This window comes from Aquamicrobium soli, assembly GCF_042646345.1.
Lineage (GTDB): Bacteria > Pseudomonadota > Alphaproteobacteria > Rhizobiales > Rhizobiaceae > Mesorhizobium > Mesorhizobium soli_A.
On record NZ_JBHRTK010000012.1, the window covers coordinates 817,359 to 842,455 of the forward strand.

A 25,097-nucleotide genomic window follows, 5' to 3' on the forward strand; every position below is an offset into this window, starting at 1 on the left:
CACTTCTGTGCCCGCCGGCAGGATTATGCTACTGCTTGATCCACGGCGGCAGCTTGAACTCGCCCGTCGCGTATTTCTTCGGCCCGACGAGGACGCGGTTGCCGTCCCAGATCTGGTAGAAGGTGACGGGGATATGGTCGTCGTCCTGCACCGCGAGGTGCGTCGCCAGGTCGAACTCGACAGGTCCGGGAGCCGTGTCGAGCTTGGTCTCGCCGAGCGCCTTGCCGATCGCGTCGTGATCCGTGGGGTCGCCGACCTTCTCCAGCGCCGCGAAATACATTTCCGCCTCCTCGTAGAGCGCGGAGCCGTAGACGCCGGGCGAAACGCCGTACTTGTCCTTGAACTTCTTCAGTACTTCCTGCCCGCGCGGCCAGCCGGGCGAGTCGATGGCGCCGCCGATCAGGTTGTAGAGCACGCCGTTCGACTGATCCTTGGTCAGGTCGACGAATTCGGGCACCGACGGCGCGTATTGCAGGAACACCAGGCTCTGGGTCGGCTGTTCGAGGAACTGCTTCAGGAACAGCGCCGAGTTCGACGGCTGGAAGTCGGTGTTGACGACGAGGTCCGGCGGGTCCTGCCGCACCTTGGCGAGGATGGCGCGCCAGTCGTTGACCGGTCCGAACGGCACCATCTCGTCCACGGTCACGGTCCAGCCGGCTGCCGAAAAGGACTTCTTCATGCCCTCCGAGATGACCTTGGAATAGGGATTGTCGGAAGAGATCATGGCCAGCTTCTTGCCGGCTGTGAGCTTGAACTTGCCGTCGGCGACCAGGCCGTCCACCAGCGGAAGGACGTCGGTCTCGTAGCCCGCATAGGAGGGCGAGAGCGACCAGCAGCAATTGTAGTTGTCCGGGTCCTTGGCGACGATGCCGGAGAACGAGCCGGACGGGCCGGAGGAGATGTAGGGCATGTTCGCGTCGGCGAAGAGGTCGACCTCGAACAGCGACAGGCTGGCGAAACCGGTCAGAACGACCTCGACGCCGTCGGTGTTGATGAGCCGCTGCGCGGCGCTGCTGACGTTGTCGGGCGAGCCGTCCTTGACGTCGGCCGAGACGATCTCGAACGTATAGCCCGCGACGCCACCCTTGGCGTTGCGTTCCTCCACGGCGAGTTCGACGCCCTTGACGAAATCCGATCCGTCGGAAGCCGAGGGGCCGGAAAGCGGCGCGAGCACGCCGATCTTGACGACGTCGGCGGCTGCCGCGCCCAATGCGACGCCGAGCGCCGAGGCGCCGAGCGCGCCGACGAGAAGCAGCCTTTTCAGTAGTCCCTGCTTGTGCACCGGATCATTCCCCCATTTTGCACGGTTCAATTGCGCGGCCTGCCGGCTTCAGGCGTGCCGCGCGTGGTCGATCAGCTTGTCGATGAAGCCGACGCAGCGTTCGAGCTGCTCGACGGCGATCCATTCGTCGGTGATGTGCGCCTCGCTGTCGCGCCCCGGCCCGCAGACGATGGTCGGCATGCCGGCGGCCTGGAAGATGCCGGCCTCGGAGCCGTAGTTCACGGTCGTCACCTCGTTGCGGCCGGCGAAGCGCTTGGCCAAGGTCTCGGCGTGCGAGCCCGCGTCGGGCACGAGCGGCGGCACGTCATAGGCGAAACTGGTCGCAACCGTGGAATCGGCGAACCCTTGCCGCATGGCGGGAACGACCTTCTCGTCGGAGAAGGCGCGGAATCTTTCGACCAACGCCTCGACGACGCCGGCTTTGGTCGCGCGGATGTCCCACTGGAAGGCGCAGTCGCCGGGAATGGCGTTACGCGCCGTGCCGCCTTGGATCACGCCGACGCTGACCGTCGTGTAGGGCAGTTCGAAGGGCGAGCCGGCCTCGGGCGCCGCGCGCAGTTCGGCCGCATAGCCGTGCAGCTCGCCGATGAGATCATGGGCATGGAAGATGGCGTTGACGCCGAGGTCGGGGCGCGAGGAATGGCACGCCTTGCCCGTCACCGTCGTGATCAGCCCGGTGCTTCCCTTATGGCCGCCGACGACGCCCATGCCGGTCGGTTCGCCGACGAAGACGGCAAGCTGCGGCGGCAGGGCCTTCGTCATGTGCTCGACGATGTCGTAGACGCCGAGGCAGCCGACCTCCTCGTCATAGGAAAAGGCGAAGTGGATGGGAGCGGCAAGCGGCTCTTTCAGCATGGCGGGAACGCCCGCCAGCATGCAGGCGAGGAAGCCCTTCATGTCGGAGGTGCCGCGGCCATAGAGCCGGTCGTTCTCCCGCCACATGGCGAACGGGTCGCGCGACCAGTTCTGGCCGTCGACCGGCACGACGTCGGTATGGCCGCTCAACACGTAGCCCGGCCGGTCGGCGGGGCCGATCGTGGCGAACAGGTTGGCCTTGGTGCCGGTCGCGTCGGGGATGATGACGCTCTCCACCCCGAAGCCGGCCAGGTAGGTCTTGATGAAATCGACGATATCCAGGTTCGAGCGGCTGGAGACGGTATTGAAGCCGACCAGCCGGTCCAGGAGTTCGATCTCGGAAAGATGTGTCATTGCGTGTTCCTGCTTCAGTCGCCGCTGCCGATCACAGCCGGTAGAATCGCTTGGCGTTGTCGTGGAACAGCCGCGACTGCTCCTGGGGCGACAGGGCGGCCGCGATCGTCTTGAAGGTGTCGTAGATCTGGTCGTAGCTCATCTGGATCTTCGAGACCGGATAGTCGGTGCCGAACATGCTGCGCTCGGAGCCGAAGCAGTCGATGCAGTGCATGGCCACGTCGCGCACGCTTTCCAGCGTCCAGTCGTGGTCGTAGGCGCCGGGGTTCGAGATCTTGATGGCGATGTTCGGGCAGGCCGAGATCAGCTTCAGCCCGTCGCGCCAGCGCTGCATGCCCTCCGGATCGCGGTCGATCGGGCTACCGCAATGGTTGATGATAATCTGCAGGTCGGGCAGCGCATCGGCGATCTCGCGCACGATTTCGGCCTGGTAGGGATACATCATCAGTTCGAGGTTGAGCCCGTGCTCGCGCAGCCGGGCGATGTCGCTGCGCCAGGCCGGATTGCGGCCGAGTTCGGGATCGGCCACGAAGCATTTCTTCGGGTCGGGATGCCAGCTCAGGATGCCGCGGATGCCCGTCATCCGCTCGAAAGCCGCCTGCCGGGCGATGGCGTCGGCCGCCGCCGGCGTGCCCAGCGAAGCGCCGCCGACATAGCGCGAGGCGACACCCTTGGACTTGTCCAGGGTTTCGAGCCATTGCGTCTCGCCGACCGGATCGCCCGCCCACAGCGCCTCGATATGCACGGTGGCGACGACATTGTGCCCGCTGGAATCTCGGACATAGTCGTCCACCAGATAATTGGTGGCGATCTCGGAAAGACCGGCCACCGCCTGTACGGAAGGGTCCGTCGGCAGCAGCCACGGATGCTTGCCCATGGAAAGATCCCACAGGTGATGGTGCGGATCGATGATCGGTCCCGAATACATGAAGTCTCCCGGCCTGCAGATATGGGGTCAAACCGGGGAGGCCAGCGCTTGCGACCCCCACCGGGAACCGCGCATGTTACCCAACCATGCCCGGTTCGCAACCCAAGCAGGCATAGTGCTGACAGCGCAAAAGCCTGTATTGTCCTTTTGGGACAGGATTTTACAGGACGGACTCCGCCGGCATCCGCCAAGCGCTCAGATAAGTTCGCGGCGCCAGCGCAGCGGCGTCAGCCCGGTGGCCTTGCGGAAAGACGTGGTGAAATGGCTCTGGTCGGCGAAGCCGCAGGTGAGCGCGATGTCGGCCAGCTGCAGGTCCGGCTTCCTGAGCAGGCCCTTCGCACGTTCGATGCGTCGGCGCACGATGAAGTTGTGCGGGGTCTGCCCTGTCGACTGGCGGAACATGCGGGCGAAGTGGCGAACGCTCCACCCTGCCGTCTGCGCGAGGTCCGGCAGCGCGATCTCTTCCTGCAGGTGGCTTTCGATGTAATCGCAGACCTGCCGCCAGTCGCGTGGGGAAAAGGCGCCGGATGCCGGAGGGGGCGTTCCGGCCCTGGCCAGCAGAAGGACCTGGCAGACCAGCGCCAGCACCATGCTGTCCGCCAGGATGCGGCTGAGTGGTTCCTCCTGGTCGCCGAGCGACCAGAGCTGCTGCAGAAGCGCGCTTATGGCCATGGTGTTGGGCGCGGTGGAGCCCGAAAGCGGCTCGAGCGCGGTCGCCAGGTCGTCTGGGCACTCATGGCCGAGCAGGCTTTTGACGTGATCGACCGGCACGGCCAGGATGACCAGCTTGCGCGGACCGCCGACGCGCCATCGGCTCTCGACGTTCGGCGGCACGAGGATGAGGTCACCCGTGCGCGACTTTCCTCCCGCCCATCCGGTGCCCATGTTCCAGTCGTAGGAACAGGCCGGCGCCGATAACGGCGTCGAGATGACGATTTCCTCGACGGCCGGGTCGGCAAGCTCGTGCCTTCCCTGCTCGACCAGGATCATGCTGGATCGCCTGCTACCCTGGATGGTGCGATGCTGCTGGGGAAAGGCGGAATAGGAGGAGGTGCGGTAGAATTCCGCATAGCTCTCATACGCTCCGCGCGCGAACTGCAAATCCTCGGTCCTCATGACCGGCCTCCACCGAGCCCATCCCTGCTTCGCGCGTTCGGCCGGAAACAGGCAGGCGTTTCAGGAAAGCCCCCCGCTGCCCTGCTCCGCTTGCGTTTGTAGCACGAATTTTTCCGGGGACCGCAAGCTGCGCTCCCCGGGGTCGCGTTACGGCTGCTCAGACAAGCGGATCGGGAGCCGCGCTTTCGCCGCGTCCCTGCTGCAGGATCATCCGACCGTGATCGGCCGCCGCGCGGCGGAACTTGGACGCCGCCTGGTAGTCGGTGTCGTTGTACCAGGCCTTGGCCGCGGCCTCGTCCGGGAATTCGAGGATGACCATGCGGTCGGTGAAGGTTTCGCCCTCGCAGGTGGTCACCGGGTCGCCCCGCGTCAGGAACTTGCCACCATATCTCTTCAGCGTAGCCGGGGTGAGCGCGGTGTACTTCTTGTAGGTCTCGGGGTCGTGGACCCTCATGGTGCAGATCATGTATGCGGCCATGGCCTCCTCCTTGGTTGTGGTCGAGCTTATCGCTTTATCGAAGCGGGTTCACGACAAATTTCGGTTGTGATCGCCGTAATTGCGCATAAAGTCACCAAGGACAAGAAAAATGGTAGCTTAAAACGCCATGACGCCCCTCGACGGCATCGATCACAGGATCCTGCGCGAACTGCGGCGCGACGGCCGCATCTCGACGGTGGAACTGGCCGAGCGCGTCGGCCTTTCACCGACCCCTTGCGCGCGGCGGCTGAAGCGGCTGGAGGAAACGGGGGTGATCCAGGGCTATGCGGCGCGCATCAATCCGGCGGCGCTGGGCTTCGGCGTCTGCGTGATGGTTTCCGTGCGGCTCGGCCAGCAGGGTCCCGAAGGGGCGGGTCAGTTCCTGGGCGAGGTGGCCAGGCATTCCGAAATCACCGAATGCCTGCTGGTGACGGGAAACATCGACTATCTGCTGCGGGTGTGGGTGAAGGACATTGCGGCGCTGCGCGAATTCATCAGCAATGTGCTGCAGTCCATCCCGTCGGTGGCCGAAACCTCGACCATGGTGGTCCTCAACCCCGACATGACCAAGCTTTAGCTTGTCGCCCGCCGACCAGCTTAGCGTTTGAAACTATTGATGAATAGGGAAGGTGGTACGCCCAAGGGGAATCGAACCCCTGTTTGCGCCGTGAGAGGGCGCCGTCCTGACCGCTAGACGATGGGCGCGCTCAAGAACCGGCCATATAGGCCGGCCTTTCGCAAAAAGCAACCGGCCTTTCGCGGCAAAAAGCGCTCATTTGTTGCGGATCGTGAATTGGCCGATCATGCGGCGCTCGGCGATGTCGTAGACGAAGATCGTGCGGGAACCGTCAGCGAGTTCGGCTTCGAGGGAAAGGCGGTTTTCCGACAGCGCCTGGGAAAGCACCTTCGCGCCCACCGGCAGCACGATGTCGCCGCTTACCGGCGCGCCGGCCGGCGCCGGAATTTCGCCGACGGGCGAGGGGGCCGGCGTCCTGGTGCGCGATTTGTAGACAAGGGCCGCAATCACCACCATAAGGGCGAGGAAGATAAGCCCGAGGTTGACGGCCATGAAGCGTATCAGCTTGCGCCGGACTTTCTCGAGCCCGGGGTCGAGCGGCGGCGTCTCTTCGTCGTCGGCGGCAGGCCTGGCCATGGCAGAATAATCCGGAACGGTTGTCGATGAGCGCTCATAGCGAACAGGCCCCCGAATTGATAGGGGACGAATTGACCGGCGGCGGCAAGACCGTGCTCGAGGTCGAGCCGGAGGCCGCCGGCCAGCGGCTCGACCAGTGGCTGGCCGGCAAGCTCGGCGCCACGCTTTCGCGCAATCGCGTGCAGGGGCTGATCCGGCAGGGCGCGGTCGGCATCGACGGCAAGCCGCTCGGCGAAGGCAAGCGCAAGCTTGTACCGGGCGAGCGCGTGTCGATCGTCCTGCCCGACGCCGAGCCGGCGGCGCCGCAGGGCGAGGCGCTGGCGCTCGACATCCTCTACGAGGACGGCGACCTGATCGTCGTCAACAAGCCGGCGGGGCTGGTCGTGCATCCGGGCGCGGGCAACTGGTCGGGCACGCTGGTCAATGCGCTCATCCACCACTGCGGCGAAAACCTTTCGCGTCTCGGCGGGGTGTGGCGTCCGGGTATCGTCCACCGCATCGACAAGCAGACCAGCGGTGTCCTGGTCGCGGCCAAGACCGACCTTGCCTATACCGCGCTGTCGGAGGCCTTCGCCGACCATGGCCGCACCGGCGACCTCGCGCGCGCCTATGCCGCGCTGGTCTGGGGCATCCCGCCTCGCGGCAGGGGAACGGTCGACGCCCCGCTCGGCCGGGCCGCCGACCGGGTGCGGCGCGCGGTCGTTCCCGAGACGCGCGAGGATGCCCGCCATGCGGTGACGCATTTTTCGGTCGAGGAGCGCTTCGGCCAGGGCCAGGGCGACGGCGCCCAGGCGAGCCTGATCGAATGCCGGCTGGAAACGGGGCGCACCCACCAGATCCGCGTCCACATGGCCCATATCGGCCACCCCGTCATCGGCGATCCCGATTATGGCCGCGCCTTCGCCTCCAAGGCCAATCGACTGCCGCCGCTGCTTCGCGAAAAGGTGAGGGCCTTCCCGCGCCAGGCGCTGCATGCCCGCCTTCTTGAATTCCGGCACCCCAATACCCATATCACCATGCGGTTCGAGGCGCCGCTGCCCCCTGACATGGAGGAACTTGTCGAGGGGTTCCGGTCGCTGTGAGCTGCCTTGAGAATTCCAGAATCGACCCATAAAAAAGCCTGACCGGCATTGTTCACTTCACCGTGACACTCCGTTCAGGCCGGAACTAACGCTGTCTTTTCTGGTTTTGTTCCAGTATAAGCCGACTGTCCCGGATGAGCCTCATCGTTGGCATCCGGTTCGCCTGCCCGCCGCTTCCTGGGGGCAGGAACTCAAGAGAGGAGGGTGCACATATGGCCCAGTCGCTACCCAGTATCGTTTCCGGCGAAGGGGGGCTTTCCCGTTATCTCGAGGAAATCCGCCGTTTTCCGATGTTGCAGCCGCAAGAAGAGTACATGCTCGCCAAGCGTTATGCCGAGCATGGCGACACTTCGGCCGCGCACAAGCTCGTCACCAGCCATTTGCGGCTCGTCGCCAAGATCGCCATGGGCTATCGCGGCTACGGCCTGCCGATCGGCGAGGTGATTTCCGAAGGCAATGTCGGCCTCATGCAGGCCGTCAAGAAGTTCGAGCCGGAGCGCGGGTTCCGGCTGGCCACCTATGCCATGTGGTGGATCAAGGCCTCGATCCAGGAATACGTCCTGCGTTCGTGGAGTCTGGTCAAGATGGGCACGACCGCGAACCAGAAGCGGCTGTTCTTCAACCTCAGGAAGGTGAAGAGCAAGATCCAGGCGCTGGACGACGGCGACCTCAATCCGGAGCAGGTCACGGAGATCGCGACGCGGCTCAACGTTTCGGAAGAGGAAGTGGTTTCCATGAACCGCCGCCTCTCCGGCGACGCCTCGCTCAATGCGCCGATCCGCGCCAGCGAGGGCGAGTCCGGCGAGTGGCAGGACTGGCTGGTCGATGACAGCCAGAGCCAGGAGCAGATGCTGATCGAGCAGGACGAGCTGGAAAACCGCCGCGGCATGCTCGCCGGCGCGCTCTCCGTCCTCAACGATCGCGAGAAGCGCATCTTCGAGGCACGGCGCCTGGCCGATGAGCCGCTGACGCTTGAGGAACTGTCGAGCGAGTTCGACATTTCGCGGGAGCGCGTGCGCCAGATCGAGGTGCGCGCCTTCGAGAAGGTGCAGGACGCCGTCAAGGCCGCCGCCAAGCGGCAGGCGCAGGCCCTGCGCACCATCGAGGCGCAGCCGGCCGCCTGAATGACGGCCGGGTCCTTCGCGTCCCGGCGGCCATCTTATGACCTATCATCAACGCCCCGAAAGCTGTCCGGCTTTCGGGGCGTTTTTTGTATTCAGCCGTGGGATGCCGTCAAGGCGTTTCGGGGCGGCCTCGCGGCGTGGCTGCGGAACCGGCCACCCGCTTTGTCGGAGAGGGTCGATAGAACTGCTCGACCATGGCTTCGACGCGCCGCCGGTAGCTGTACTGCTCCGCGCGAGCGAACGCGCCGGCTTTCAACGCCAGGAGCCGGTCCCTGTCTGAACATAATTGCGCCAGGGCCTCGGCGATGCGCTGCTCGACAGCCGGGCGGCCCTGCGCCCTGGTTTCAATGACCACGCCGCAGGTCGAATCCACTGCGACACCTGGCCCACCCAGATCGAGGCATACGATCGGCAGTCCGTGCGCCATCGCCTCGCCGATCGCCTGCCCGGCGGAATCGTGCAGGCTGGGAAACAGGAATATGTCGTGCGATCCGTAGAGCCGGTGCATTTCCGCGTGCGGCACCTGCCCGACGAATCGCACCATGCCGGCAATGCCCTTTTCCTCTGCGATGGCGCGCAGATAGGCTTCATCCGGCCCTGTCCCGGCGATGGTCAGGCGAAGTCCGGGGATGTGGCCCCGGAGCCGGGCAACGGCACCGAGCGCGAACTGGACGCCTTTCCAGTATTCCAGCCGTCCCGCGAACAGGATCGATGGACCGTCGGAGGATGCCTTGGATAGAAACACCGGCTCGCCCACTGCGGGCGGCGCGTAGATGTCCGGCACCACATGCGCTTTTCCCTGCCACCATGGTGGTACGTATCGACGGGTAGCCTCGTCGGTCACCAGGATCACGTCGGCCTGCGCCAGGCAGCGCAAGGCCATCGGGTCCAGCCGGCTGGCCAGGTTGAGCAGGTCGCGCTTGAACTCGAACGCCATGCCGCGCCTTGGGAAGCCTTGCCGCAGCCGCCATGGCGCGCTCTCTCCGCCGCCGACGGGACCGAAAATGAAGGGGGGCCCGAGGCCGCCCAGGAAGGACGGCCAGCGCAGCACCGTCCAGGTCAGGTGGTGGATGACATCGTAATGATTTTCGGCGTGCAGTTCGGCGGCCGCTGTTCGGGCCGTCATCTGCCATCGGTAATAGTGCTGGCGAATGCGGTGCGGGTTCTGGTAGCCGGGGCCGGGCCAGCCCGGTATGTCGTGCCAGGCGAAGGTCAGCCGTTCGGGGACGTCGTTGTTTTGGAGATAGCGCTCTATCGCCGCCCGATGGTGGCTGCCGCAGGTCAGCACGGTGACCGTGTGGCCCTGCCGGGCCATTTCCAGTGCCAGATTCCAGCCCTTTCCCTGTTCGGAACCCGCGCCGGGCTCGCAGGCGTAGGCCGAGGCAAGTATCTTCATCGATCCGTTCCGACCGCATCCGTCCGCGCTCGGCCGAGAATCGAGCATTGGCTGTCCCGGCGCAAACTGCACTTAAGAGGTAGCCGTCAGGTCGGCCGCGGCAGGCGTCAGAGCGCGTTGAGCGGGATTTTCAGGTAGCGGCAGCCATTGTCTTCCGGTTCCGGCAACCGGCCGCCGTTGATGTTGACCTGCAGGGCCGGCAGGATCAGGCGCGGCATCGGCAGGGTCTTGTCGCGCGCCTCGCGGGCGGCGACGAAGTCAGCCTCTGTCAGGTATTTCGACAGATGGCTATTGGTCGCCCTCTGCTCGGCGACGGTGCTCTCCCAGACGGGATCGCGCCCGCCGGGCATGTAGTCGTGGCCGGTGAAAAGCCGCGTTTCGTCCGGCAGGGCCAGGATTTCCTGGATCGACCGCCACAGGCGCCGGGCGTCGCCGCCGGGGAAATCGGCGCGCGCCGTGCCGCTGTCGGGCATGAAGATGGTGTCGTGGATGAAGGCGGCGTCGCCGACCAGATAGGTGATCGATGCGAGCGTATGGCCGGGCGAAAACAGCACCTTCGCCGGCAGGTCGCCGATCGAAAAGGTCTCACCCGGCTCGAACAGCTTGTCCCATTGCGAGCCGTCCGCGGGGAAATCGGGCCAGTTGAAGATGACCTTCCACAGGTTCTGTACCTCGGTGATTTTCGAGCCGATGGCGGTCGGCGCCCCGGTTTTCCGGCCGAGGTAATGGGCCGCCGAAAAATGGTCGGCGTGCGGATGCGTGTCCAGGATCCACTCGATGTCGAAACCGCTCCGGTCGACGAAGTCGAGCAGGGAGTCGGCATTGGCGGTCGAGGTCGCGCCCGCCTTTTCGTCGTAGTCGAGAACCGGATCGATGATGGCGCAGCGCCGCGTGGCCGGATCGGCGACCACATACTGGATCGAACCGGTGGGCTTGTCGTAGAAGCCCGTCACCAGCGGGCGGGTGGATGATCCGATCAAAGCGTCCCCCTTCACGCAGGAATAAATTTCCATGCCTGCCTTGAATCCAGGCATGGTTATCCTCCCCGGCGGCGCAGTCAAGCGGCGCCGGGGCAGGCTTGGGGCGGGCAGAAAATCAGGCGGCGGGCTGCCTGGTCTTGCGCAGGTAGGGCAGGACCTTCTCGAACGAACCGAAGCGCTTGATGGCTTCCTCGTCCGAGATCGTGCCGCCGATGACGACGTCGTCGCCCTGCTTCCAGTCCGCCGGCGTCGAGACAGAGTGCTTGGCGGTAAGCTGGATCGAATCGATGGCGCGCAGGATTTCCTGGAAGTTGCGGCCGGTCGACATCGGGTAGGTGAGGATCAGCTTGATCTTCTTGTCGGGGCCGATGACGAACACCGAGCGCACCGTCTGGTTGTCGGCGGGCGTGCGGCCTTCGGAACTGTCGCCGGCGCCGGCCGGCAGCATGCCGTAAAGCTTGGCTACCTTGAGGTCATGGTCGCCGATCATCGGATAGTGGACCGCGTGGCCGGTCGCCGTCTTGATATCCTCCTTCCAGCGATGGTGGCTTTCCACCGGGTCGACCGAAATGCCGATGATCTTTGCGTTGCGCTTGGCGAACTCGCCTTCGAGCCCGGCCATGGTGCCGAGCTCGGTGGTGCAGATCGGCGTGAAATTCTTGGGATGCGAAAACAGGACGGCATAGCCGTCGCCGATCCAGTCGTAGAAATGGATCGTGCCCTCAGTCGTTTCGGCCGTGAAGTCAGGCGCCGTGTCGTTGATGCGAAGGCTCATGGCGTGCTCCTTGTCGTGATCGTGGCGATGGATGGTTTCGCGGCGGCCCGGCTACGTTTGGTCAATCGCCGGCCGCTGTGCGGGCAATCTAAGCTTGGGCCGAGCCATGCGGCAAGCGTTTTCGCGCCATGCCGGGCATGGCGTTCGCGGGGGCGGGAAAGGTCAGGCCTTGCCGGCGGTCAAGGTAACCGCCAGGTCCTCCATGCGCTGGGCCAGCGCGCCGAGCGCTCCCGTCAGCGCCGCATCGTTCTTGTCGGCCTTGGTCAGCGCCTCGTCGCGCGTCTTGCGCAGGGTCTGCACTTCGCTTTCCATGCCCTTCACGCGCTTCTGGAGTTCCGTCAGCTCGTCCATCACCATGATGCCGGCCATGACCGTCAGGCGCTGGTCGCCGATCTCGCCGAAGGAATCCTTCAGGTGCGAGACATAGCGGTCGAAACGCGTGGCGAGGTCCGCGAGGTGCTCTTCCTGGCCTTCGTCGCAGGCCATGCGGTATTGCTTGCCGTCGATGGATACCGTGACTTGTGCCATGCCCGTGCCTCCTCGCCTACCTGTCCAGCACCGCGCGGATGGTTTCCATGGCGGTCACCAGCCGCCGCGACACTTCCTTGTTGGCGTCTTCCAGCCGCTCGGCGCGGGCCTCGGAGTTGTCGAGTTCCTGCGCAAGGCGGGAGCGATCCGCGTTCATGCGCTGCACTTCGGCCTCGGCTTCGGAATAATCGCGCTCGTTCTCGAGCCTTGTCGCCACGGCGCTTTCCAGCTCTTCGATCGCTTTGCCCAGCCTGGCGATGACTTCCTTCAGGGTCGTTTCACCGGTCATGGTTCTATCCCATCATCCGCCCATCACCGAATCGTTCGCTTTCAGAAAGCGTTATGTCCGAAACATTAGGCGGCGGGTGAAGCATGCGTCAACAAAGCTCTATGGGCTGTCCCCTGCTAAGGCTACAGTGCGGGACAGCGGATGGCTTCGACACAGGAAAACACAGCGATTTATTGACTAAAGCCCCGCGGCTGTTATGTGTCGCCCCATCTTTTTCCCGAACCGTCATTGCCCGGAGGAACCATGGTTTCGCGCGAACAACATGACCGGATGGCCAATGCAATCCGATTCCTTTCCATGGACGCCGTCGAGAAGGCGAAGTCGGGGCACCCCGGCCTGCCGATGGGCTGCGCCGACATCGCCACGGTACTGTTCACCCGCTTCCTGAAATTCGACGCGAAAAACCCGCACTGGCCCGACCGCGACCGCTTCATCCTGTCGGCCGGCCATGGCTCGATGCTGCTCTATTCGCTGCTCTACCTGACGGGCTACGAGGATATTACCCTCGACCAGATCAAGAATTTCCGCCAGCTGGGTTCGCGCACTGCCGGCCATCCCGAATACGGCCATGCGGCCGGCATCGAGACGACCACCGGCCCGCTCGGCCAGGGCATCGCCAACTCGGTCGGCTTCGCGCTCGGCGAGCGCATCATGAACGCGGCCTTCGGCAAGGACCTCGTCGACCACTACACCTATGTGCTGGCCGGCGACGGCTGCCTGATGGAAGGCATCAGCCAGGAAGCGATCACGCTGGCCGGACACCTGAAGCTCAACAAGCTGATCGTGTTCTGGGACAACAACGACATCTCCATCGACGGATCGGTGTCCTTGACCGACAACACCGACCAGGTCGCCCGCTTCCAGGCTTCGGGCTGGAATGCCATGCATATCGACGGCATGGACCCCGAGGCGATCGCCTATGCGATCGAGGCGGCGCGCCATTCCGACAAGCCGACGCTGATCGCGGCCAAGACGACCATCGGCTTCGGTGCGCCGACAAAGGCCGGCACCAACAAGGCGCACGGCTCGCCGCTCGGCGCCGACGAAATCGCCGGTGCGCGGAAGTTCTTCGGCTGGGACCTGCCTCCGTTCGAGGTGCCGACCGATGTCCTTTCGGCGTGGCGCGAGGCCGGCCAGGCCGGCGCCAACGCGCGGACCGAATGGGAAGGCCGACTGGCCAAGTCCGACAAGAAGGCCGAGTTCGAGCGCCGCGTCAGCGGCAAGCTGGTCGAGGGCTTCGACGGCGTCATCGCCGACTACAAGAAGAAGCTCGCAGCCGACAAGCCGAAGGTCGCCACCCGCAAGTCCTCCGAAATGGCGCTGGAGGTCATCAACGGCTTCCTGCCGGAGACCATCGGCGGCTCGGCCGACCTCACCGGCTCCAACAACACCAAGACCAGCCAGACCAACAACATCACGCCCGGCGACTACGGCCAGCGTTATGTCCATTACGGCATCCGCGAGCACGGCATGGCGGCGGCCATGAACGGGCTTTCGCTGCATGGCGGCATCATCCCCTATGGCGGCACCTTCCTGTGCTTCTCGGATTATGCGCGGCCGTCGATGCGGCTGGCCTCGCTGATGGGCATCCGCTCCATCTTCGTCATGACGCACGATTCCATCGGACTTGGCGAAGACGGCCCGACCCATCAGCCGGTCGAGCACCTGGCGGCGCTGCGCGCTATTCCCAACCACCATGTGTTCCGCCCGGCCGACGCCACCGAGACGGCGGAATGCTGGCAGGTCGCCATCGAAAGCGAAAAGACGCCCTCGACGCTGGCGCTGACCCGCCAGAACCTGCCGGAACTGCGCACCGAATATGTTGCGGAGAACCTGTCGAGCAAGGGCGCCTACGAACTGGCGGCGGCCGAAGGCGGCGAGGCTGCGGTCACCATCTTCGCTTCCGGCTCCGAGGTCGAGATCGCGCTCGGCGCGCGCGCCCTGCTTCAGGGCCACGGCCACCCGACCCGCGTCGTCTCGGTGCCCTGCTTCGAGCTGTTCGACGAGCAGAGCGCCGACTATCAGGCGAGCACGATCGGCAAGGCCGGCGTCAAGGTCGCCATCGAGGCCGGTATCCGCCAGGGCTGGGACCGTTTCATCGGCACCGACGGCATCTTTGTCGGCATGACGGGCTTCGGCGCTTCCGGCACCATCGAGCAACTCTATCCGCACTTCGGCATTACCGCCGAGGCGACGGCAAAGGCCGTGGAGGCCCGGTTGCACAAATGATGGCTTCGGCGCGCGCCGGAGCGATTTGATTTAAACCCGCGGCGGATCGCTGGCCACGCCTGGCGGCCGCCGCAGCGAACGACGGACGTCTTCCGCCCCAGGAGAAACAAATGACTGTCAGAGTTGCCATCAACGGATTTGGCCGCATCGGCCGCAACGTCCTGCGTGCCATTCACGAATCCGGCCGCAAGGATATCCAGGTCGTCGCCGTCAACGATCTCGGCCCGGTCGAGACCAACGCGCATCTGCTTCGCTATGACAGCGTGCATGGCCGCTTCCCGCACGAAGTGACGGTCGACGGCGACCAGATCTCCATCGGCTCCGAAAAATTCAAGGTCTGCGCCGTGCGCGATCCGGCGCAACTGCCGTGGAAGGACCTCGGCGTCGACATCGCGCTCGAATGCACCGGCCTGTTCACCTCCAAGGAGAAGGCGTCGGCGCATCTCACCGCCGGCGCCAAGCGCGTGCTGGTTTCGGCCCCGGCCGACGGCGCGGATCTGACCGTCGTCTACGGCGTCAACCACGACAAGATCAGCAAGGATCACATCGTCATTTCCAACGCCTCCTGCACCACCAACTGCCTGGCGCCGGTGGCGCAGGTGCTGAACGATGCCTTCGGCATCGAAAAAGGCTTCATGACCACGATCCACTCCTATACCGGCGACCAGCCGACGCTGGACACCATGCACAAGGACCTCTACCGCGCCCGCGCGGCGGCGATGTCGATGATCCCGACCTCAACCGGCGCGGCCAAGGCGGTCGGCCTGGTGCTGCCGGAACTGAAGGGCAAGCTCGACGGCGTGTCGATCCGCGTGCCGACCCCGAACGTCTCGGTCATCGACTTCAAGTTCGTCTCCAAGAAGCCGGTCACGGTGGAAGAAGTGAACCAGGCGCTGGTCGCCGCTTCGGAAGGCAAGCTCAAGGGTATCCTCGCCTACACCAAGGACCCGCTGGTCTCCATCGACCTCAACCACAACCCGGCGTCCTCGACCTTCGCGCTCGACCAGACCAAGGTCATCGAGGGCAACCTGGTGCGCGTCATGTCGTGGTACGACAACGAATGGGGCTTCTCCAACCGCATGTCCGATACGGCGGTGGCCTTCGGCAAGACCATCGCCTGACGGCCCGCTTTTTCGCAGAATCGAACGCCCGGCTCCGGCCGGGCGTTTTCGTTTGCGCCATGCGGCAAAAAAAAGCTTGCCGCCCTCGCGTTCACAACAAAACATTTGCGGTTTGCCTTGTCTTCGCCGCACTGTGTCTTATGCACGAAACAGGCTCGTTTCACGTAGCCGGGCCGGGTTCGGAGGAGACAGGGGGAAGATGGAGCATGCGATCTATCTCGTGACGCTGATCGGCACCGGACTGGTGGTGGCCGCGGCGTTTTCGAGCCTGATCGCCTTTCGCTTCGGCGCTCCGCTGCTGCTGCTGTTCCTCGGCATCGGCCTCGTCAGCGGCGGGGACGGCCTCGGCATCCAGTTCGACAATGCCCGGGTCGCCTATTTTGCCGGCTCACTGGCGCTGGCCATCATCCTGTTCAATTCCGGATTCTCCACATCGCTGAAGGTCCTGAGGCAGGCGGCGTTGCCGGCGCTGACGCTGGCGACGGCCGGCGTGCTCGTCACCACCGGCGTGTTCGGCGTTGCCGTCTACTACCTGCTCGGCCTTAGCTGGCTGGAGTCCTTCCTGCTCGGGGCGGCCGTTGCCTCGACTGATGCGGCGGCGGTGTTTTTCCTGTTGCGCGCCGGCGAGATCCATCTGCGCGAGCGCGTGCGTTCGACGCTCGAAGTCGAGTCCGGCACCAACGATCCGATCGCGATCTTCCTCACCATCACGCTGGTCGAGATCATCGCCGTCCACGGCAACCCGCACGCCAACGCGCTTTTCATCGACCTCGTCGTCGGCTTCTTCCTCAGCATGGGGCTGGGCGCCATCGTCGGCCTGCTTGGCGGCTTCGCCATCGTGCGGCTGGTCGACAGGCTCAATCTCGACCACGGCCTGCTGCCGATCTTCGTCCTGACGCTGTCGCTGATGGTATTCGCGGCGGCCGGCGCCATCGGCGGCTCGGGCTTCCTCGCCGTCTATCTGGCCGGGTTGGTGGCCGGCAATTCCGACATCCGCGCCGTCACCATGCTGAAGCGTTTCCAGGACGGCATGTCGTGGCTGGCGCAGATCATCATGTTCCTCGTGCTCGGGCTGTTCGCCACGCCGTCGCAGTTTTCGGCGCTGCTGGTCCCGGCGGTGCTGCTGGGCCTGTTCCTAGTGTTCGTCGCGCGGCCGGTGGCGGTGTGGCTGTGCCTGGCGCCGTTCCGGCTGCCGCGGCCGGAGGTGGCGTTCATCTCCTGGGTGGGCCTGCGCGGGGCCGTCTCGATCCTGCTCGCCATCACGCCGCTGCTCGGCGGGCTGGAAAACGGGCGCACGATCTTCAACACCGCCTTCATCGTGGTCCTGGTCTCGCTGGTGGTGCAGGGCTGGACCGTCGGCCCGCTGGCGCGACGGCTCGGCCTCATCGTTCCGGCCCGCCTCGGCCCGCTCGACAAGGTCGAGCTGGAACTGCCGGGCTCGGCCCGCCACGAGCTTCTCGCCTACAAGGTGGCGCCGGGCAGTCCGGTGGCGCGGGGCGAACGCATTCCGCGCTGGGCAAGGCCCTCGCTGGTGGTGCGCGACGGGCGTTCCATGCGCTTCCAGGACATGGGCCGGCTCGCCGCCGGCGACAACGTCTATATCTTCGTGCCGGACCGCTATCCGCGCCTGCTCGACAAGCTGTTCGCCAGCCGCGCGCTGGTCGACCCCGAGGACGCCGATTTCTTCGGCGCCTTCGCCGTCGATCCGGGGCGTCCGGCGGCCGAACTGGAGACAGCCTACGGCATCGGCCTCAGCGAGGCCGAGCGCAAGCTTAGCGTCGCGGCACTCCTCGTCGAGCGGTTGGGCGGCCATGCCGAATATGCCGACCGCGTGCCGATCGGCCCGATCGAACTCATCGTGCGCGATGTCGACGACAAGGGCCACATCTCCGGCGTCGGCCTTTCCTTCGAGCCGACCGCGCCGGTGGCCCGCGTCCCGGTTTTCCTCAGCGCCGGCGAGATCGCCGACCGGGTGGTCGCGTTTCTGCGTGACCGGCGCAGGAAGCGCGGCGGTCCGCAGCCCGCGCCGGCAAAGGAAGAGGGAAAGCCGGAAGCGGTGGGCGAAACCGGGCAGCCTCCGTCGCAGGAAACCGCGAGCGAGGCGGATATGGGAGACGACGCGCCGCAGGCCGCCTGACAGGTTGCCGCCGGTTTTTTCGGCCGAATGCGGTTGCCGGCCTTGCATCGCCCAAAACGCACGGTAAGGTCCGCTCGCTTTTTCCGGAAAGGACCTCGACATGGCCGACTTCAAGACCCTCGACGATATCGGCGCCATTGCCGGCAAGCGCGTTCTGGTGCGGGTCGACCTCAATGTTCCGGTCATCGACGGCAAGGTCAGCGACACGACGCGCATCGAGCGCATCCTGCCGACGCTTGACGAATTGTCGAAGAAGGGCGCGAAAGTCATCCTGCTCGCCCATTTCGGCCGGCCGAAGGGTGAGCCCAATGTCGAGTTCTCGCTGGACCCGATCGCCCATGCGGTCGCGGCGATGATCGGCAAGCCGGTCGCCTTCGCCGCCGACTGCATCGGCGAGGAAGCCGCCGGCGCGGTCGCGCGCATGAAGGACGGCGACCTGCTGCTCCTGGAAAACACCCGCTTCCACAAGGGCGAGGAAAAGAACGACCCGGCCTTCGTCGAAGCGCTGGCGAAGAACGGCGATATTTTCGTCAACGACGCCTTTTCGGCGGCGCACCGCGCGCATGCCTCGACGGAAGGGCTGGCTCATCGCCTGCCGGCCTATGCCGGGCGCACCATGCAGGCCGAACTCGAAGCGCTGGAAAAAGGCCTCGGCAATCCGGTCAAGCCGGTGGTCGCCATCGTCGGCGGCGCCAAGGTGTCGACCAAGATCGACCTGTTGATGAACCTGGTCCAGAAGGTCGATGCGCTGGTCATCGGCGGCGGCATGGCCAACACCTTCCTTGCCGCGCGCGGCACGCAGGTCGGCAAGTCGCTGTGCGAACATGACCTCGCCGCGACCGCCAAGCAGATCATGATCGAGGCCGCCACCGCCGGCTGCGCCATCATCCTGCCGTCGGACGGTGTCGTCGCGCGCGAGTTCAAGGCGGGCGCCGCCAACGAGACGGTGGCGATCGAGGCCTGCCCGGCCGATGCGATGATCCTCGATGCCGGGTCCGCGTCGGTGGACAAGATCAACGAGTGGATCGACCGCGCCGCGACGCTGGTGTGGAACGGCCCGCTCGGGGCCTTCGAGATCGAGCCGTTCGACCGGGCGACGGTGGCCGTGGCGCGGCATGCGGCGGCGCGCACCAGGGAGGGCAGGCTCACCTCCGTTGCCGGCGGCGGAGATACGGTTTCGGCGTTGAACCATGCCGGCGTTGCCGACGACTTCACCTATGTCTCGACGGCCGGCGGCGCGTTCCTCGAATGGATGGAAGGCAAGCCGCTGCCCGGCGTCGAAGTGCTGAAAAAGTAAGGCGCGGGATAATACCTTCGGCGTTCAATCGATTTTGAGTTTGGGCAACCATTCCTTTGGCGCTAGCGTTTCCTGAGCCGTAGTCACGGAGAAGGAACATGAGCGAACGTCTCGAGGATATCGCCGCCGCCATGGTGGCCGACGGCAAGGGCCTGCTGGCCGCCGACGAAAGCACCGGCACCATCAAGAAGCGTTTCGACGCCATCGGCGTGGAGTCGACGCCGCAGAGCCGGCGCGACTATCGCGAACTGATGGTGCGCACTACCGGCGCGATGCGCGAGTGCATTTCCGGCGTCATTCTCTATGACGAGACGATCCGCCAGAATGCGGCCGACGGCACGCCGCTGATCGACATCATCAAGGCAACCGGCGCCATTCCCGGCATCAAGGTCGATGCCGGCGCCAAGCCGCTGGCCGGGTTTCCCGGCGAGAAGGTCACCGAGGGGCTCGACGGGCTGCGCGAGCGGCTGGCGGAATATCATGGAATGGGCGCCCGCTTCGCCAAATGGCGCGCGGTGATCGACATCGACGTGGCCAAAAGCGTTCCTTCCGGCGCCTCCATCGCCACCAACATGCATGCGCTCGCGCGTTATGCGGCGTTGTGCCAGGAGGCCGGCATCGTGCCGATCGTCGAACCGGAAGTGATGATGGAAGGCGACCATCCCATCGAGACGTGCTTCGAAATCAGCAAGGCTGCGCTGCTCAGGCTTTACGGCGAGCTCTACGGGCTGCGGGTCCGGCTCGAAGGCACCATCCTCAAGCCCAACATGGTCATCGCCGGCAAGAAGGCGGCAAGGCAGGCGGGGCCGGAGGAAGTGGCCGAAAAGACCATCGGGCTGTTTCGCGAGGCGGTGCCGGCTGCGGTGCCGGGCATCGTGTTCCTGTCGGGCGGCCAGTCGGAGGTGGAGGCGACAGAGAACCTCAATGCCGTCAACGCCATCGGTCCGCATCCGTGGAAGGTCAGCTTTTCCTATGGCCGCGCCTTGCAGGAGGCGGCGCAGAAGGCCTGGGGCGGCAAGGCCGCCAATGTCGCGGCGGCCCAGCAGGCGTTTGCCCATCGCGCCCGCATGAACCACCTGGCGGCGCTCGGCCAATGGCGGCCGTCGTTGGAAACGGCCGGCTGAGGCCAGGGCCCGCCGGTCAGTGCCAGTGCCCCATCACCGCCGTCAGCGAGATGGCGGCCAGGGCCAGCACGGCCAGCTTCCAGAAGTCGCGGCGCTTCTTCAGCCACGGCCAGCCGAGTGGCTTGATCAGTTGAATGATCATCATGGCGAGGATGACGAGGGCGAGAAACTTGGACATGCCGTCTTTGAACAGCAACGCGGGCGCGTGTCAAAGCCAATGCGGAGACTGGGCCAATAGGCGATCCGGGCCGATGCGGGAACTGGGTCAAAAGCGCCATGGACGTAGACCCTTTCGAGGCGCTAGAACGGCTTGGTTACTGCCCGGGAGGAGACAATATGGCATCGCGCTATCATGAGATCTATCAAAGCTGGCAACGCGATCCTGAAGCGTTCTGGGCCGGGGCGGCGCAAGGCATCGACTGGATAAAGCCGTTCGACAAGGTGCTGGATACCGAGGCCGGCGTCTATGGCCAATGGTATGCCGGGGGCCTGTGCAATACCTGCTGGAACGCCGTCGACCGCCATGTGGAAGGCGGGCGCGCCGACCAGGCAGCGCTGATCCACGACAGCGCCTACACCGGCGTGATCCAAAAATTCACCTATGCCGAGATGAAGCGCGAGATCGTTGCCCTTGCCTCGGTGCTGAAGAACCAGGGCGTGGGCAAGGGCGACCGCGTCGTCATCTACATGCCGATGGTGCCGGAAGCGGTGTTCGCCATGCTGGCCTGCGCGCGGCTCGGCGCCATCCACTCGGTGGTGTTCGGCGGCTTTGCCTCCAACGAATTGGCGACCCGCATCGACGACGCCAAGCCCAAGCTGGTGATTTCCGCCGCCTGTGGCCTGGAGCCGGGGCGTGTGCTCGCCTACAAGCCGCTTCTCGACGGTGCCATCGCGCTTTCCCGCCATAAGCCGGACCATTGCCTCATCCTGCAGCGCGAACAGCTTCGCTGCGACATGAAGGAAGGCTATGACATCGACTTCGCCGACGCGGTGGCGCGCGAGCGCGCGGCCGGCGCCAATGTCGATTGCGTGCCGGTACTGGCGACCGACCCGCTCTATGTCCTTTATACGTCCGGCACCACCGGCCAGCCCAAGGGCGTCATCCACGACAATGGCGGCCATATGGTCGCGCTCAAATGGTCGATGGAAAACGAATATGGCGTCAAGCCGGGCGAGGTGTTCTGGTCCGCGTCCGACATCGGCTGGGCGGTCGGCCACTCCTACATCGTCTACGGGCCGCTGCTGCATGGCTGCACCACCGTCATGTTCGAGGGCAAACCGGTCGGCACGCCCGACGCCAGCGCGTTCTGGCGCGTGATTTCGCAGCATGGGGTCGTCGCCCTGTTCACCGCCCCGACGACGTTCCGCGCCATCAAGGGGCAGGACCCCAGGGGCGAACTCGTCGCCAGGTTCGACCTTTCGACGTTCAGGACGCTGTTCCTCGCCGGCGAGCGGGCCGATCCCGAAACGATCAAATGGGCCGAGCAAAGCCTGAAAGTGCCGGTGATCGACAATTGGTGGCAGACCGAGACCGGCTCGCCGATCACCCACAATCCGGTCGGACTCGGGCTGCTGCCGGTCAAATACGGCTCGCCCGGCGTGCCGATGCCGGGCTACGACATTCGCGTGCTGGACGATGCCGGCCACGAGGTGCCGCGCGGCACGCTGGGCAATGTGGTGCTGAAGCTGCCGCTGCCGCCCGGCTGCCTGCCGTCGCTGTGGAACGCGGACGAGCGTTTCCGGCAGGCCTATCTCGCGGAGTTCCCCGGCTACTACAAGACGGCGGATGCCGGCATCGTCGACGAGGACGGCTATCTGTTCATCATGGCGCGCACCGACGACATCATCAATGTCGCCGGCCACCGGCTCTCGACGGGGGCGATGGAGGAGGTGCTGGCCACGCATCCGGACGTTGCCGAATGCGCGGTCATCGGCATCGCCGACGAGCTGAAAGGGCAGGTGCCGCTCGGCTTCGTCGTCCTCTACGCCGGCGTCTCGCGCGATACGGCGCTGATCGAGAAGGAAGTGGTGGGCCTTGTGCGCGAGAAGATCGGGCCGGTTTCCGCCTTCAAGACGGTGATCACCATCAAGCGCCTGCCGAAGACGCGCTCGGGCAAGATCCTGCGCGGCACCATGCAGAAGATCGCCGACAAGGAACAGTGGTCGATGCCGGCCACGATCGACGATCCGGCGATCCTGGAGGAAATCGGCAAGGCGCTGGCGGCCCGCGGCATCGGCGTCTGAGGTTCGCAGCGCGGCCTTGTGCCCGGCCGCGGCCTTTCCTTTCCGGCGTCAATTCGCTAGACGGGGCCTTCCCCACATAATGCAGTCCGTGCCGGTCGGCGCGGTCCGTCTGTTGCGAGCGCTCGACCATGGAAACAGCCTATTGCGGTGTCGATTTCGGCACCACCAACTCCACCGTCGGCCTGTGCCGGCCGGGGGAGACGCCCAGGCTCATTGCGCTCGAAGGGGAACACCGGACCATCCCCACGGCACTGTTCTACAGCCTCGAGGACGGCAAGACCTATTTCGGCCGCTCGGCGGTGTTCGAATACATGGATGGCGCCGAAGGGCGGTTCATGCGGGCGCTGAAGTCGATCCTTGGCACCGGCCTGATGAAGGACACCACCCAGGTCGGGCGCGAGCGGCTGCGTTTCGAGGCGATCATCGGCCGCTTCCTGCGCCATCTGCGCGGCCGGCTCGAAGCCGAGCACGGAGCGGCGCCCGAGCAGGTCGTCCTCGGCCGTCCGGTGCGCTTCGTGGACGAGGACGACGCAGCCGACGAACAGGCGCAGGCGCAACTCGAGACGGCCGCGCGCATGGAGGGTTTTCGCCACATCGAGTTCCAGTTCGAGCCGGTGGCGGCCGCGCTCAGCCATGAGCGTGCGCTCGATGCCGAGCAACTCGTGCTGGTCGTCGACATCGGCGGCGGTACCTCGGACTTTTCCGTGCTGCGGCTTTCGCCGGAGCGGGCGCGGCGCGCCGACCGCCTCGACGACATCCTGAGTACGACGGGCGTGCATATCGGCGGCACCGATTTCGACCGCCAGCTCAACATCGCCAAGGTCATGCCGTATCTGGGGCTCGGCTCCGAAACGCGCGACGGCAAGCGCCAGCTTCCTGTCTGGTACTTCAACGACATGGCGACATGGCATCGCATCAACACGCTCTATACCGCGCAGAACGCACGCGACATCCAGCGGTTGGCGCGCGAGGCGGCCGAGCCGGAGAAGCTGGCGCGCTATGCCCATGTGCTCAAGAACCGCTCCGGCCACCGGCTGGCCGGCGAGGTGGAAACGGCCAAGATCGCGCTGACGGATGCGGACGCGCAGACCATCGTCCTCGAGGAGCCGGGCCTGCGGCTCGAGGTTCCGGTGACGCGTGCCGAGTTCGAGGCGGCGAGCCACGACCTCGTCGCGCGCATCGGCGCTTCGGTGGACGAGGCCCTGCGCCTCGCCGGGATCGAGGCACAGGCGATAGAGACCGTCATCCTGACCGGCGGCGGCGTGCAGGTTCCGGCCGTGGAAAGGGCGGCGACGCAGCGCTTTGCCGGTGCGCGCATCTCCCGCTCCGACCGTTTCGGATCGGTCGGCCTCGGTCTTGCCATCGACGCGGCGCGCCGCTTCGGCTGAGGGTATTCGAGCCCCCTGCACCCCTGCTGACAGGCTGCTGGCAGCAGGGGTGTGAGACAATGGCCTCCAGTCAAATCAGGAGGCCCACGATGAACCAGCTCACCATCCTGCACAGCGTCAAGCGCTATATCGGCAAGGTGCGCACGCTCCGCAACGAAATCCGCACCGAGCGCCTGCTCAATTCCCTGCCGGCCGAGGTCCGCATGGATATCGGCTGGCCGGACCTGCACGAAGGCTGGCAGCAACGCCATAAATAGCCTTGATTCCGGCGCCATGATGCCCGTCGATCGCTTCCGGCCGGACGGCGGCCGCGGCACGGGCCTCCTGACACTATGCTGTCAGCAGGCCCGTGCGATAGTATCCGCGAACCCTGGGTGGACGGCGGAGAGGAACGACGATGCGACGCGCCGACAGACTGTTCCAGATCGTGCAGCACCTGCGTGGCGGCCGGCTGGTCACCGCGCAGAAGCTTGGCACCTGGCTCGAGGTTTCCGAGCGCACGATCTACCGCGACATCGCCGATTTGCAGTCGACCGGCGTGCCGATCGACGGCGAGGCGGGCGTTGGCTACATGATGAGGGAAGGGTTCGACCTTCCGCCGCTGATGTTCACGCGTGACGAGATCGTCGCGCTGGTCGCGGGCGCCCGCATGGTGCGCGCCTTCGGCGGCGCCGCCATGGCGCGGGCGGCCGAGGAAGCGCTGGTCAAGATCGGCGCCGTCTTGCCCGATGCCGAGAAGGATCGCATCGCCCGCACGGAAATCCACACACCGATGTGGGTGGTGAGCGACGCCGCCCGCGAGGCGATCGACCTGATCGAGCGGGCGGTGGAGAAGCGGCAGGTGCTGACCATCGACTATACCGACGAGGCCGGCCGCGGCAGCGTGCGCGACATTCGTCCGCTCGGGCTATGGTTCTGGGGCAAGGTGTGGACGCTGATCGCCTGGTGCGAGATGCGGGGCGATTTCCGCGCCTTCCGCATCGACCGCATCGGATCGGTGATCGTGGCCGGCCGCACCTTCCGGCCGGAGCGGGGCAAGCAGCTCGCCGATTTCTACCGCACGGTGGAACGCAGCGGCGACCAAGCCATCCTCAACGGGACGGCCCGGGGCGGATAAGGCGGTCCGCTGGAGCATTTTGCAGCCAGACGGAATCGTCTGGCGTCGCACCAATGCGGCTGAAATAGAAAGACAGAGCGGCAGCCTGGATTTATCCGGG

General features: G+C 65.5%; 24 protein-coding genes and 1 tRNA gene. 12 read left to right on the forward strand and 13 right to left on the reverse strand.

Annotated features, from left to right (window positions below; translation table 11 throughout):
• Window positions 1-28: 28 nt before the first annotated feature.
• The 5 genes from ACFOHJ_RS13745 to ACFOHJ_RS13765 form a co-directional block, all read right to left on the reverse strand.
• Entirely contained in the window at window positions 29-1,282 is a 1,254-nt protein-coding gene (locus ACFOHJ_RS13745; protein ID WP_378221319.1) for an ABC transporter substrate-binding protein, read from the reverse strand.
• Window positions 1,283-1,330: 48 nt separating this feature from the next.
• Window positions 1,331-2,491, reverse strand: coding sequence for an acetylornithine deacetylase (argE, locus tag ACFOHJ_RS13750; protein ID WP_378221322.1), 1,161 nt, complete (start codon window positions 2,489-2,491; stop codon window positions 1,331-1,333).
• 31 nt (window positions 2,492-2,522) lie between these two features.
• Entirely contained in the window at window positions 2,523-3,419 is an 897-nt protein-coding gene (locus ACFOHJ_RS13755; RefSeq protein WP_378221325.1) for an amidohydrolase family protein, read from the reverse strand.
• A 195-nt stretch (window positions 3,420-3,614) separates the two neighbouring features.
• Complete coding sequence (locus tag ACFOHJ_RS13760; RefSeq protein WP_378221327.1) at window positions 3,615-4,535, reverse strand: helix-turn-helix domain-containing protein; 921 nt, start codon at window positions 4,533-4,535, stop codon at window positions 3,615-3,617.
• 157 nt (window positions 4,536-4,692) lie between these two features.
• Window positions 4,693-5,013 (reverse strand): DUF1330 domain-containing protein, encoded by a 321-nt coding sequence (locus ACFOHJ_RS13765; protein ID WP_378221328.1) that lies wholly within the window; start codon window positions 5,011-5,013, stop codon window positions 4,693-4,695.
• Window positions 5,014-5,140: 127 nt separating this feature from the next.
• On the opposite strand from ACFOHJ_RS13765, the gene ACFOHJ_RS13770 reads away from it, so the two are divergent.
• Complete coding sequence (locus tag ACFOHJ_RS13770; RefSeq protein WP_378221330.1) at window positions 5,141-5,590, forward strand: Lrp/AsnC family transcriptional regulator; 450 nt, start codon at window positions 5,141-5,143, stop codon at window positions 5,588-5,590.
• A 53-nt stretch (window positions 5,591-5,643) separates the two neighbouring features.
• Here the strand turns inward: ACFOHJ_RS13770 and ACFOHJ_RS13775 are convergent.
• Window positions 5,644-5,718: transfer RNA gene (locus ACFOHJ_RS13775), tRNA-Glu, on the reverse strand.
• A 67-nt stretch (window positions 5,719-5,785) separates the two neighbouring features.
• Window positions 5,786-6,166 (reverse strand): fimbrial protein, encoded by a 381-nt coding sequence (locus ACFOHJ_RS13780; RefSeq protein ID WP_378221333.1) that lies wholly within the window; start codon window positions 6,164-6,166, stop codon window positions 5,786-5,788.
• Window positions 6,167-6,192: 26 nt separating this feature from the next.
• Here ACFOHJ_RS13780 and ACFOHJ_RS13785 point away from each other — a divergent pair, with 26 nt between their 5' ends.
• Both ACFOHJ_RS13785 and rpoH read left to right on the forward strand, forming a co-directional pair.
• Entirely contained in the window at window positions 6,193-7,248 is a 1,056-nt protein-coding gene (locus ACFOHJ_RS13785) for an RluA family pseudouridine synthase (protein WP_378221334.1), read from the forward strand.
• A 212-nt stretch (window positions 7,249-7,460) separates the two neighbouring features.
• Window positions 7,461-8,372 carry an RNA polymerase sigma factor RpoH gene (rpoH, locus tag ACFOHJ_RS13790; RefSeq protein ID WP_378221336.1) on the forward strand — a complete coding sequence of 304 codons (912 nt, stop codon included), beginning with the start codon at window positions 7,461-7,463 and terminating at the stop codon, window positions 8,370-8,372.
• Between the two features lie 109 nt (window positions 8,373-8,481).
• Here the strand turns inward: rpoH and ACFOHJ_RS13795 are convergent, their stop codons facing one another.
• From ACFOHJ_RS13795 to ACFOHJ_RS13815, 5 genes are all read right to left on the reverse strand, one after another.
• Window positions 8,482-9,768, reverse strand: coding sequence for a glycosyltransferase family 4 protein (locus ACFOHJ_RS13795; RefSeq protein WP_378221338.1), 1,287 nt, complete (start codon window positions 9,766-9,768; stop codon window positions 8,482-8,484).
• Between the two features lie 107 nt (window positions 9,769-9,875).
• Window positions 9,876-10,781, reverse strand: coding sequence for an MBL fold metallo-hydrolase (locus tag ACFOHJ_RS13800; protein WP_378221585.1), 906 nt, complete (start codon window positions 10,779-10,781; stop codon window positions 9,876-9,878).
• A gap of 82 nt (window positions 10,782-10,863) precedes the next feature.
• Complete coding sequence (locus ACFOHJ_RS13805; protein WP_378221341.1) at window positions 10,864-11,523, reverse strand: peroxiredoxin; 660 nt, start codon at window positions 11,521-11,523, stop codon at window positions 10,864-10,866.
• 162 nt (window positions 11,524-11,685) lie between these two features.
• Window positions 11,686-12,051: a cell division protein ZapA gene (locus tag ACFOHJ_RS13810; protein WP_378221344.1), complete on the reverse strand. Its 366-nt coding sequence runs from the start codon at window positions 12,049-12,051 to the stop codon at window positions 11,686-11,688.
• Window positions 12,052-12,067: 16 nt separating this feature from the next.
• Window positions 12,068-12,340 carry a DUF4164 domain-containing protein gene (locus ACFOHJ_RS13815; protein ID WP_378221346.1) on the reverse strand — a complete coding sequence of 91 codons (273 nt, stop codon included), beginning with the start codon at window positions 12,338-12,340 and terminating at the stop codon, window positions 12,068-12,070.
• 243 nt (window positions 12,341-12,583) lie between these two features.
• On the opposite strand from ACFOHJ_RS13815, the gene tkt reads away from it, so the two are divergent.
• The 5 genes from tkt (at window position 12,584) to ACFOHJ_RS13840 (ending at window position 20,248) form a co-directional block, all read left to right on the forward strand.
• Window positions 12,584-14,569 carry a transketolase gene (gene tkt, locus ACFOHJ_RS13820; RefSeq protein WP_378221349.1) on the forward strand — a complete coding sequence of 662 codons (1,986 nt, stop codon included), beginning with the start codon at window positions 12,584-12,586 and terminating at the stop codon, window positions 14,567-14,569.
• Between the two features lie 110 nt (window positions 14,570-14,679).
• A complete protein-coding gene (gene gap, locus ACFOHJ_RS13825) occupies window positions 14,680-15,690 on the forward strand; it encodes a type I glyceraldehyde-3-phosphate dehydrogenase (protein ID WP_378221350.1) in 1,011 nt (336 codons plus the stop codon).
• A gap of 199 nt (window positions 15,691-15,889) precedes the next feature.
• Complete coding sequence (locus tag ACFOHJ_RS13830; RefSeq protein ID WP_378221352.1) at window positions 15,890-17,827, forward strand: potassium/proton antiporter; 1,938 nt, start codon at window positions 15,890-15,892, stop codon at window positions 17,825-17,827.
• 100 nt (window positions 17,828-17,927) lie between these two features.
• The gene (locus tag ACFOHJ_RS13835; RefSeq protein ID WP_378221354.1) at window positions 17,928-19,124 is read left to right on the forward strand and encodes a phosphoglycerate kinase; all 1,197 of its coding nucleotides are present in this window, start codon (window positions 17,928-17,930) and stop codon (window positions 19,122-19,124) included.
• A 98-nt stretch (window positions 19,125-19,222) separates the two neighbouring features.
• Window positions 19,223-20,248: a class I fructose-bisphosphate aldolase gene (locus ACFOHJ_RS13840; RefSeq protein ID WP_378221356.1), complete on the forward strand. Its 1,026-nt coding sequence runs from the start codon at window positions 19,223-19,225 to the stop codon at window positions 20,246-20,248.
• 16 nt (window positions 20,249-20,264) lie between these two features.
• Here ACFOHJ_RS13840 and ACFOHJ_RS13845 read toward each other — a convergent pair whose 3' ends face one another.
• Window positions 20,265-20,426, reverse strand: coding sequence for a hypothetical protein (locus ACFOHJ_RS13845; protein WP_378221359.1), 162 nt, complete (start codon window positions 20,424-20,426; stop codon window positions 20,265-20,267).
• A gap of 158 nt (window positions 20,427-20,584) precedes the next feature.
• On the opposite strand from ACFOHJ_RS13845, the gene ACFOHJ_RS13850 reads away from it, so the two are divergent.
• The 4 genes from ACFOHJ_RS13850 (at window position 20,585) to ACFOHJ_RS13865 (ending at window position 24,997) form a co-directional block, all read left to right on the forward strand.
• Window positions 20,585-22,492, forward strand: coding sequence for a propionyl-CoA synthetase (locus ACFOHJ_RS13850; RefSeq protein ID WP_378221360.1), 1,908 nt, complete (start codon window positions 20,585-20,587; stop codon window positions 22,490-22,492).
• Between the two features lie 128 nt (window positions 22,493-22,620).
• Complete coding sequence (locus tag ACFOHJ_RS13855) at window positions 22,621-23,880, forward strand: Hsp70 family protein (protein WP_378221363.1); 1,260 nt, start codon at window positions 22,621-22,623, stop codon at window positions 23,878-23,880.
• Between the two features lie 89 nt (window positions 23,881-23,969).
• Window positions 23,970-24,137, forward strand: coding sequence for a hypothetical protein (locus tag ACFOHJ_RS13860; protein ID WP_378221364.1), 168 nt, complete (start codon window positions 23,970-23,972; stop codon window positions 24,135-24,137).
• Between the two features lie 140 nt (window positions 24,138-24,277).
• A complete protein-coding gene (locus tag ACFOHJ_RS13865) occupies window positions 24,278-24,997 on the forward strand; it encodes a helix-turn-helix transcriptional regulator (protein ID WP_378221365.1) in 720 nt (239 codons plus the stop codon).
• Window positions 24,998-25,097 lie beyond the last annotated feature (100 nt).

What these genes read in the sequence shown, in the direction of transcription:
- ACFOHJ_RS13850 (WP_378221360.1), top strand. Translation starts at nt 20,585, where the DNA reads ATGGCATCGCGCTATCATGAGATCTATCAAAGCTGGCAACGCGATCCT.
- ACFOHJ_RS13860 (WP_378221364.1), top strand. Translation starts at nt 23,970, where the DNA reads ATGAACCAGCTCACCATCCTGCACAGCGTCAAGCGCTATATCGGCAAG.
- ACFOHJ_RS13865 (WP_378221365.1), top strand. Translation starts at nt 24,278, where the DNA reads ATGCGACGCGCCGACAGACTGTTCCAGATCGTGCAGCACCTGCGTGGC.
- ACFOHJ_RS13805 (WP_378221341.1), bottom strand. Translation starts at nt 11,523, where the DNA reads ATGAGCCTTCGCATCAACGACACGGCGCCTGACTTCACGGCCGAAACG.
- tkt (WP_378221349.1), top strand. Translation starts at nt 12,584, where the DNA reads ATGGTTTCGCGCGAACAACATGACCGGATGGCCAATGCAATCCGATTC.
- ACFOHJ_RS13845 (WP_378221359.1), bottom strand. Translation starts at nt 20,426, where the DNA reads ATGTCCAAGTTTCTCGCCCTCGTCATCCTCGCCATGATGATCATTCAA.
- ACFOHJ_RS13755 (WP_378221325.1), bottom strand. Translation starts at nt 3,419, where the DNA reads ATGTATTCGGGACCGATCATCGATCCGCACCATCACCTGTGGGATCTT.
- ACFOHJ_RS13835 (WP_378221354.1), top strand. Translation starts at nt 17,928, where the DNA reads ATGGCCGACTTCAAGACCCTCGACGATATCGGCGCCATTGCCGGCAAG.
- ACFOHJ_RS13840 (WP_378221356.1), top strand. Translation starts at nt 19,223, where the DNA reads ATGAGCGAACGTCTCGAGGATATCGCCGCCGCCATGGTGGCCGACGGC.
- ACFOHJ_RS13765 (WP_378221328.1), bottom strand. Translation starts at nt 5,013, where the DNA reads ATGGCCGCATACATGATCTGCACCATGAGGGTCCACGACCCCGAGACC.
- ACFOHJ_RS13780 (WP_378221333.1), bottom strand. Translation starts at nt 6,166, where the DNA reads ATGGCCAGGCCTGCCGCCGACGACGAAGAGACGCCGCCGCTCGACCCC.
- ACFOHJ_RS13815 (WP_378221346.1), bottom strand. Translation starts at nt 12,340, where the DNA reads ATGACCGGTGAAACGACCCTGAAGGAAGTCATCGCCAGGCTGGGCAAA.
- rpoH (WP_378221336.1), top strand. Translation starts at nt 7,461, where the DNA reads ATGGCCCAGTCGCTACCCAGTATCGTTTCCGGCGAAGGGGGGCTTTCC.
- argE (WP_378221322.1), bottom strand. Translation starts at nt 2,491, where the DNA reads ATGACACATCTTTCCGAGATCGAACTCCTGGACCGGCTGGTCGGCTTC.
- ACFOHJ_RS13770 (WP_378221330.1), top strand. Translation starts at nt 5,141, where the DNA reads ATGACGCCCCTCGACGGCATCGATCACAGGATCCTGCGCGAACTGCGG.
- ACFOHJ_RS13795 (WP_378221338.1), bottom strand. Translation starts at nt 9,768, where the DNA reads ATGAAGATACTTGCCTCGGCCTACGCCTGCGAGCCCGGCGCGGGTTCC.
- gap (WP_378221350.1), top strand. Translation starts at nt 14,680, where the DNA reads ATGACTGTCAGAGTTGCCATCAACGGATTTGGCCGCATCGGCCGCAAC.
- ACFOHJ_RS13785 (WP_378221334.1), top strand. Translation starts at nt 6,193, where the DNA reads ATGAGCGCTCATAGCGAACAGGCCCCCGAATTGATAGGGGACGAATTG.
- ACFOHJ_RS13760 (WP_378221327.1), bottom strand. Translation starts at nt 4,535, where the DNA reads ATGAGGACCGAGGATTTGCAGTTCGCGCGCGGAGCGTATGAGAGCTAT.
- ACFOHJ_RS13800 (WP_378221585.1), bottom strand. Translation starts at nt 10,781, where the DNA reads ATGGAAATTTATTCCTGCGTGAAGGGGGACGCTTTGATCGGATCATCC.
- ACFOHJ_RS13830 (WP_378221352.1), top strand. Translation starts at nt 15,890, where the DNA reads ATGGAGCATGCGATCTATCTCGTGACGCTGATCGGCACCGGACTGGTG.
- ACFOHJ_RS13810 (WP_378221344.1), bottom strand. Translation starts at nt 12,051, where the DNA reads ATGGCACAAGTCACGGTATCCATCGACGGCAAGCAATACCGCATGGCC.
- ACFOHJ_RS13855 (WP_378221363.1), top strand. Translation starts at nt 22,621, where the DNA reads ATGGAAACAGCCTATTGCGGTGTCGATTTCGGCACCACCAACTCCACC.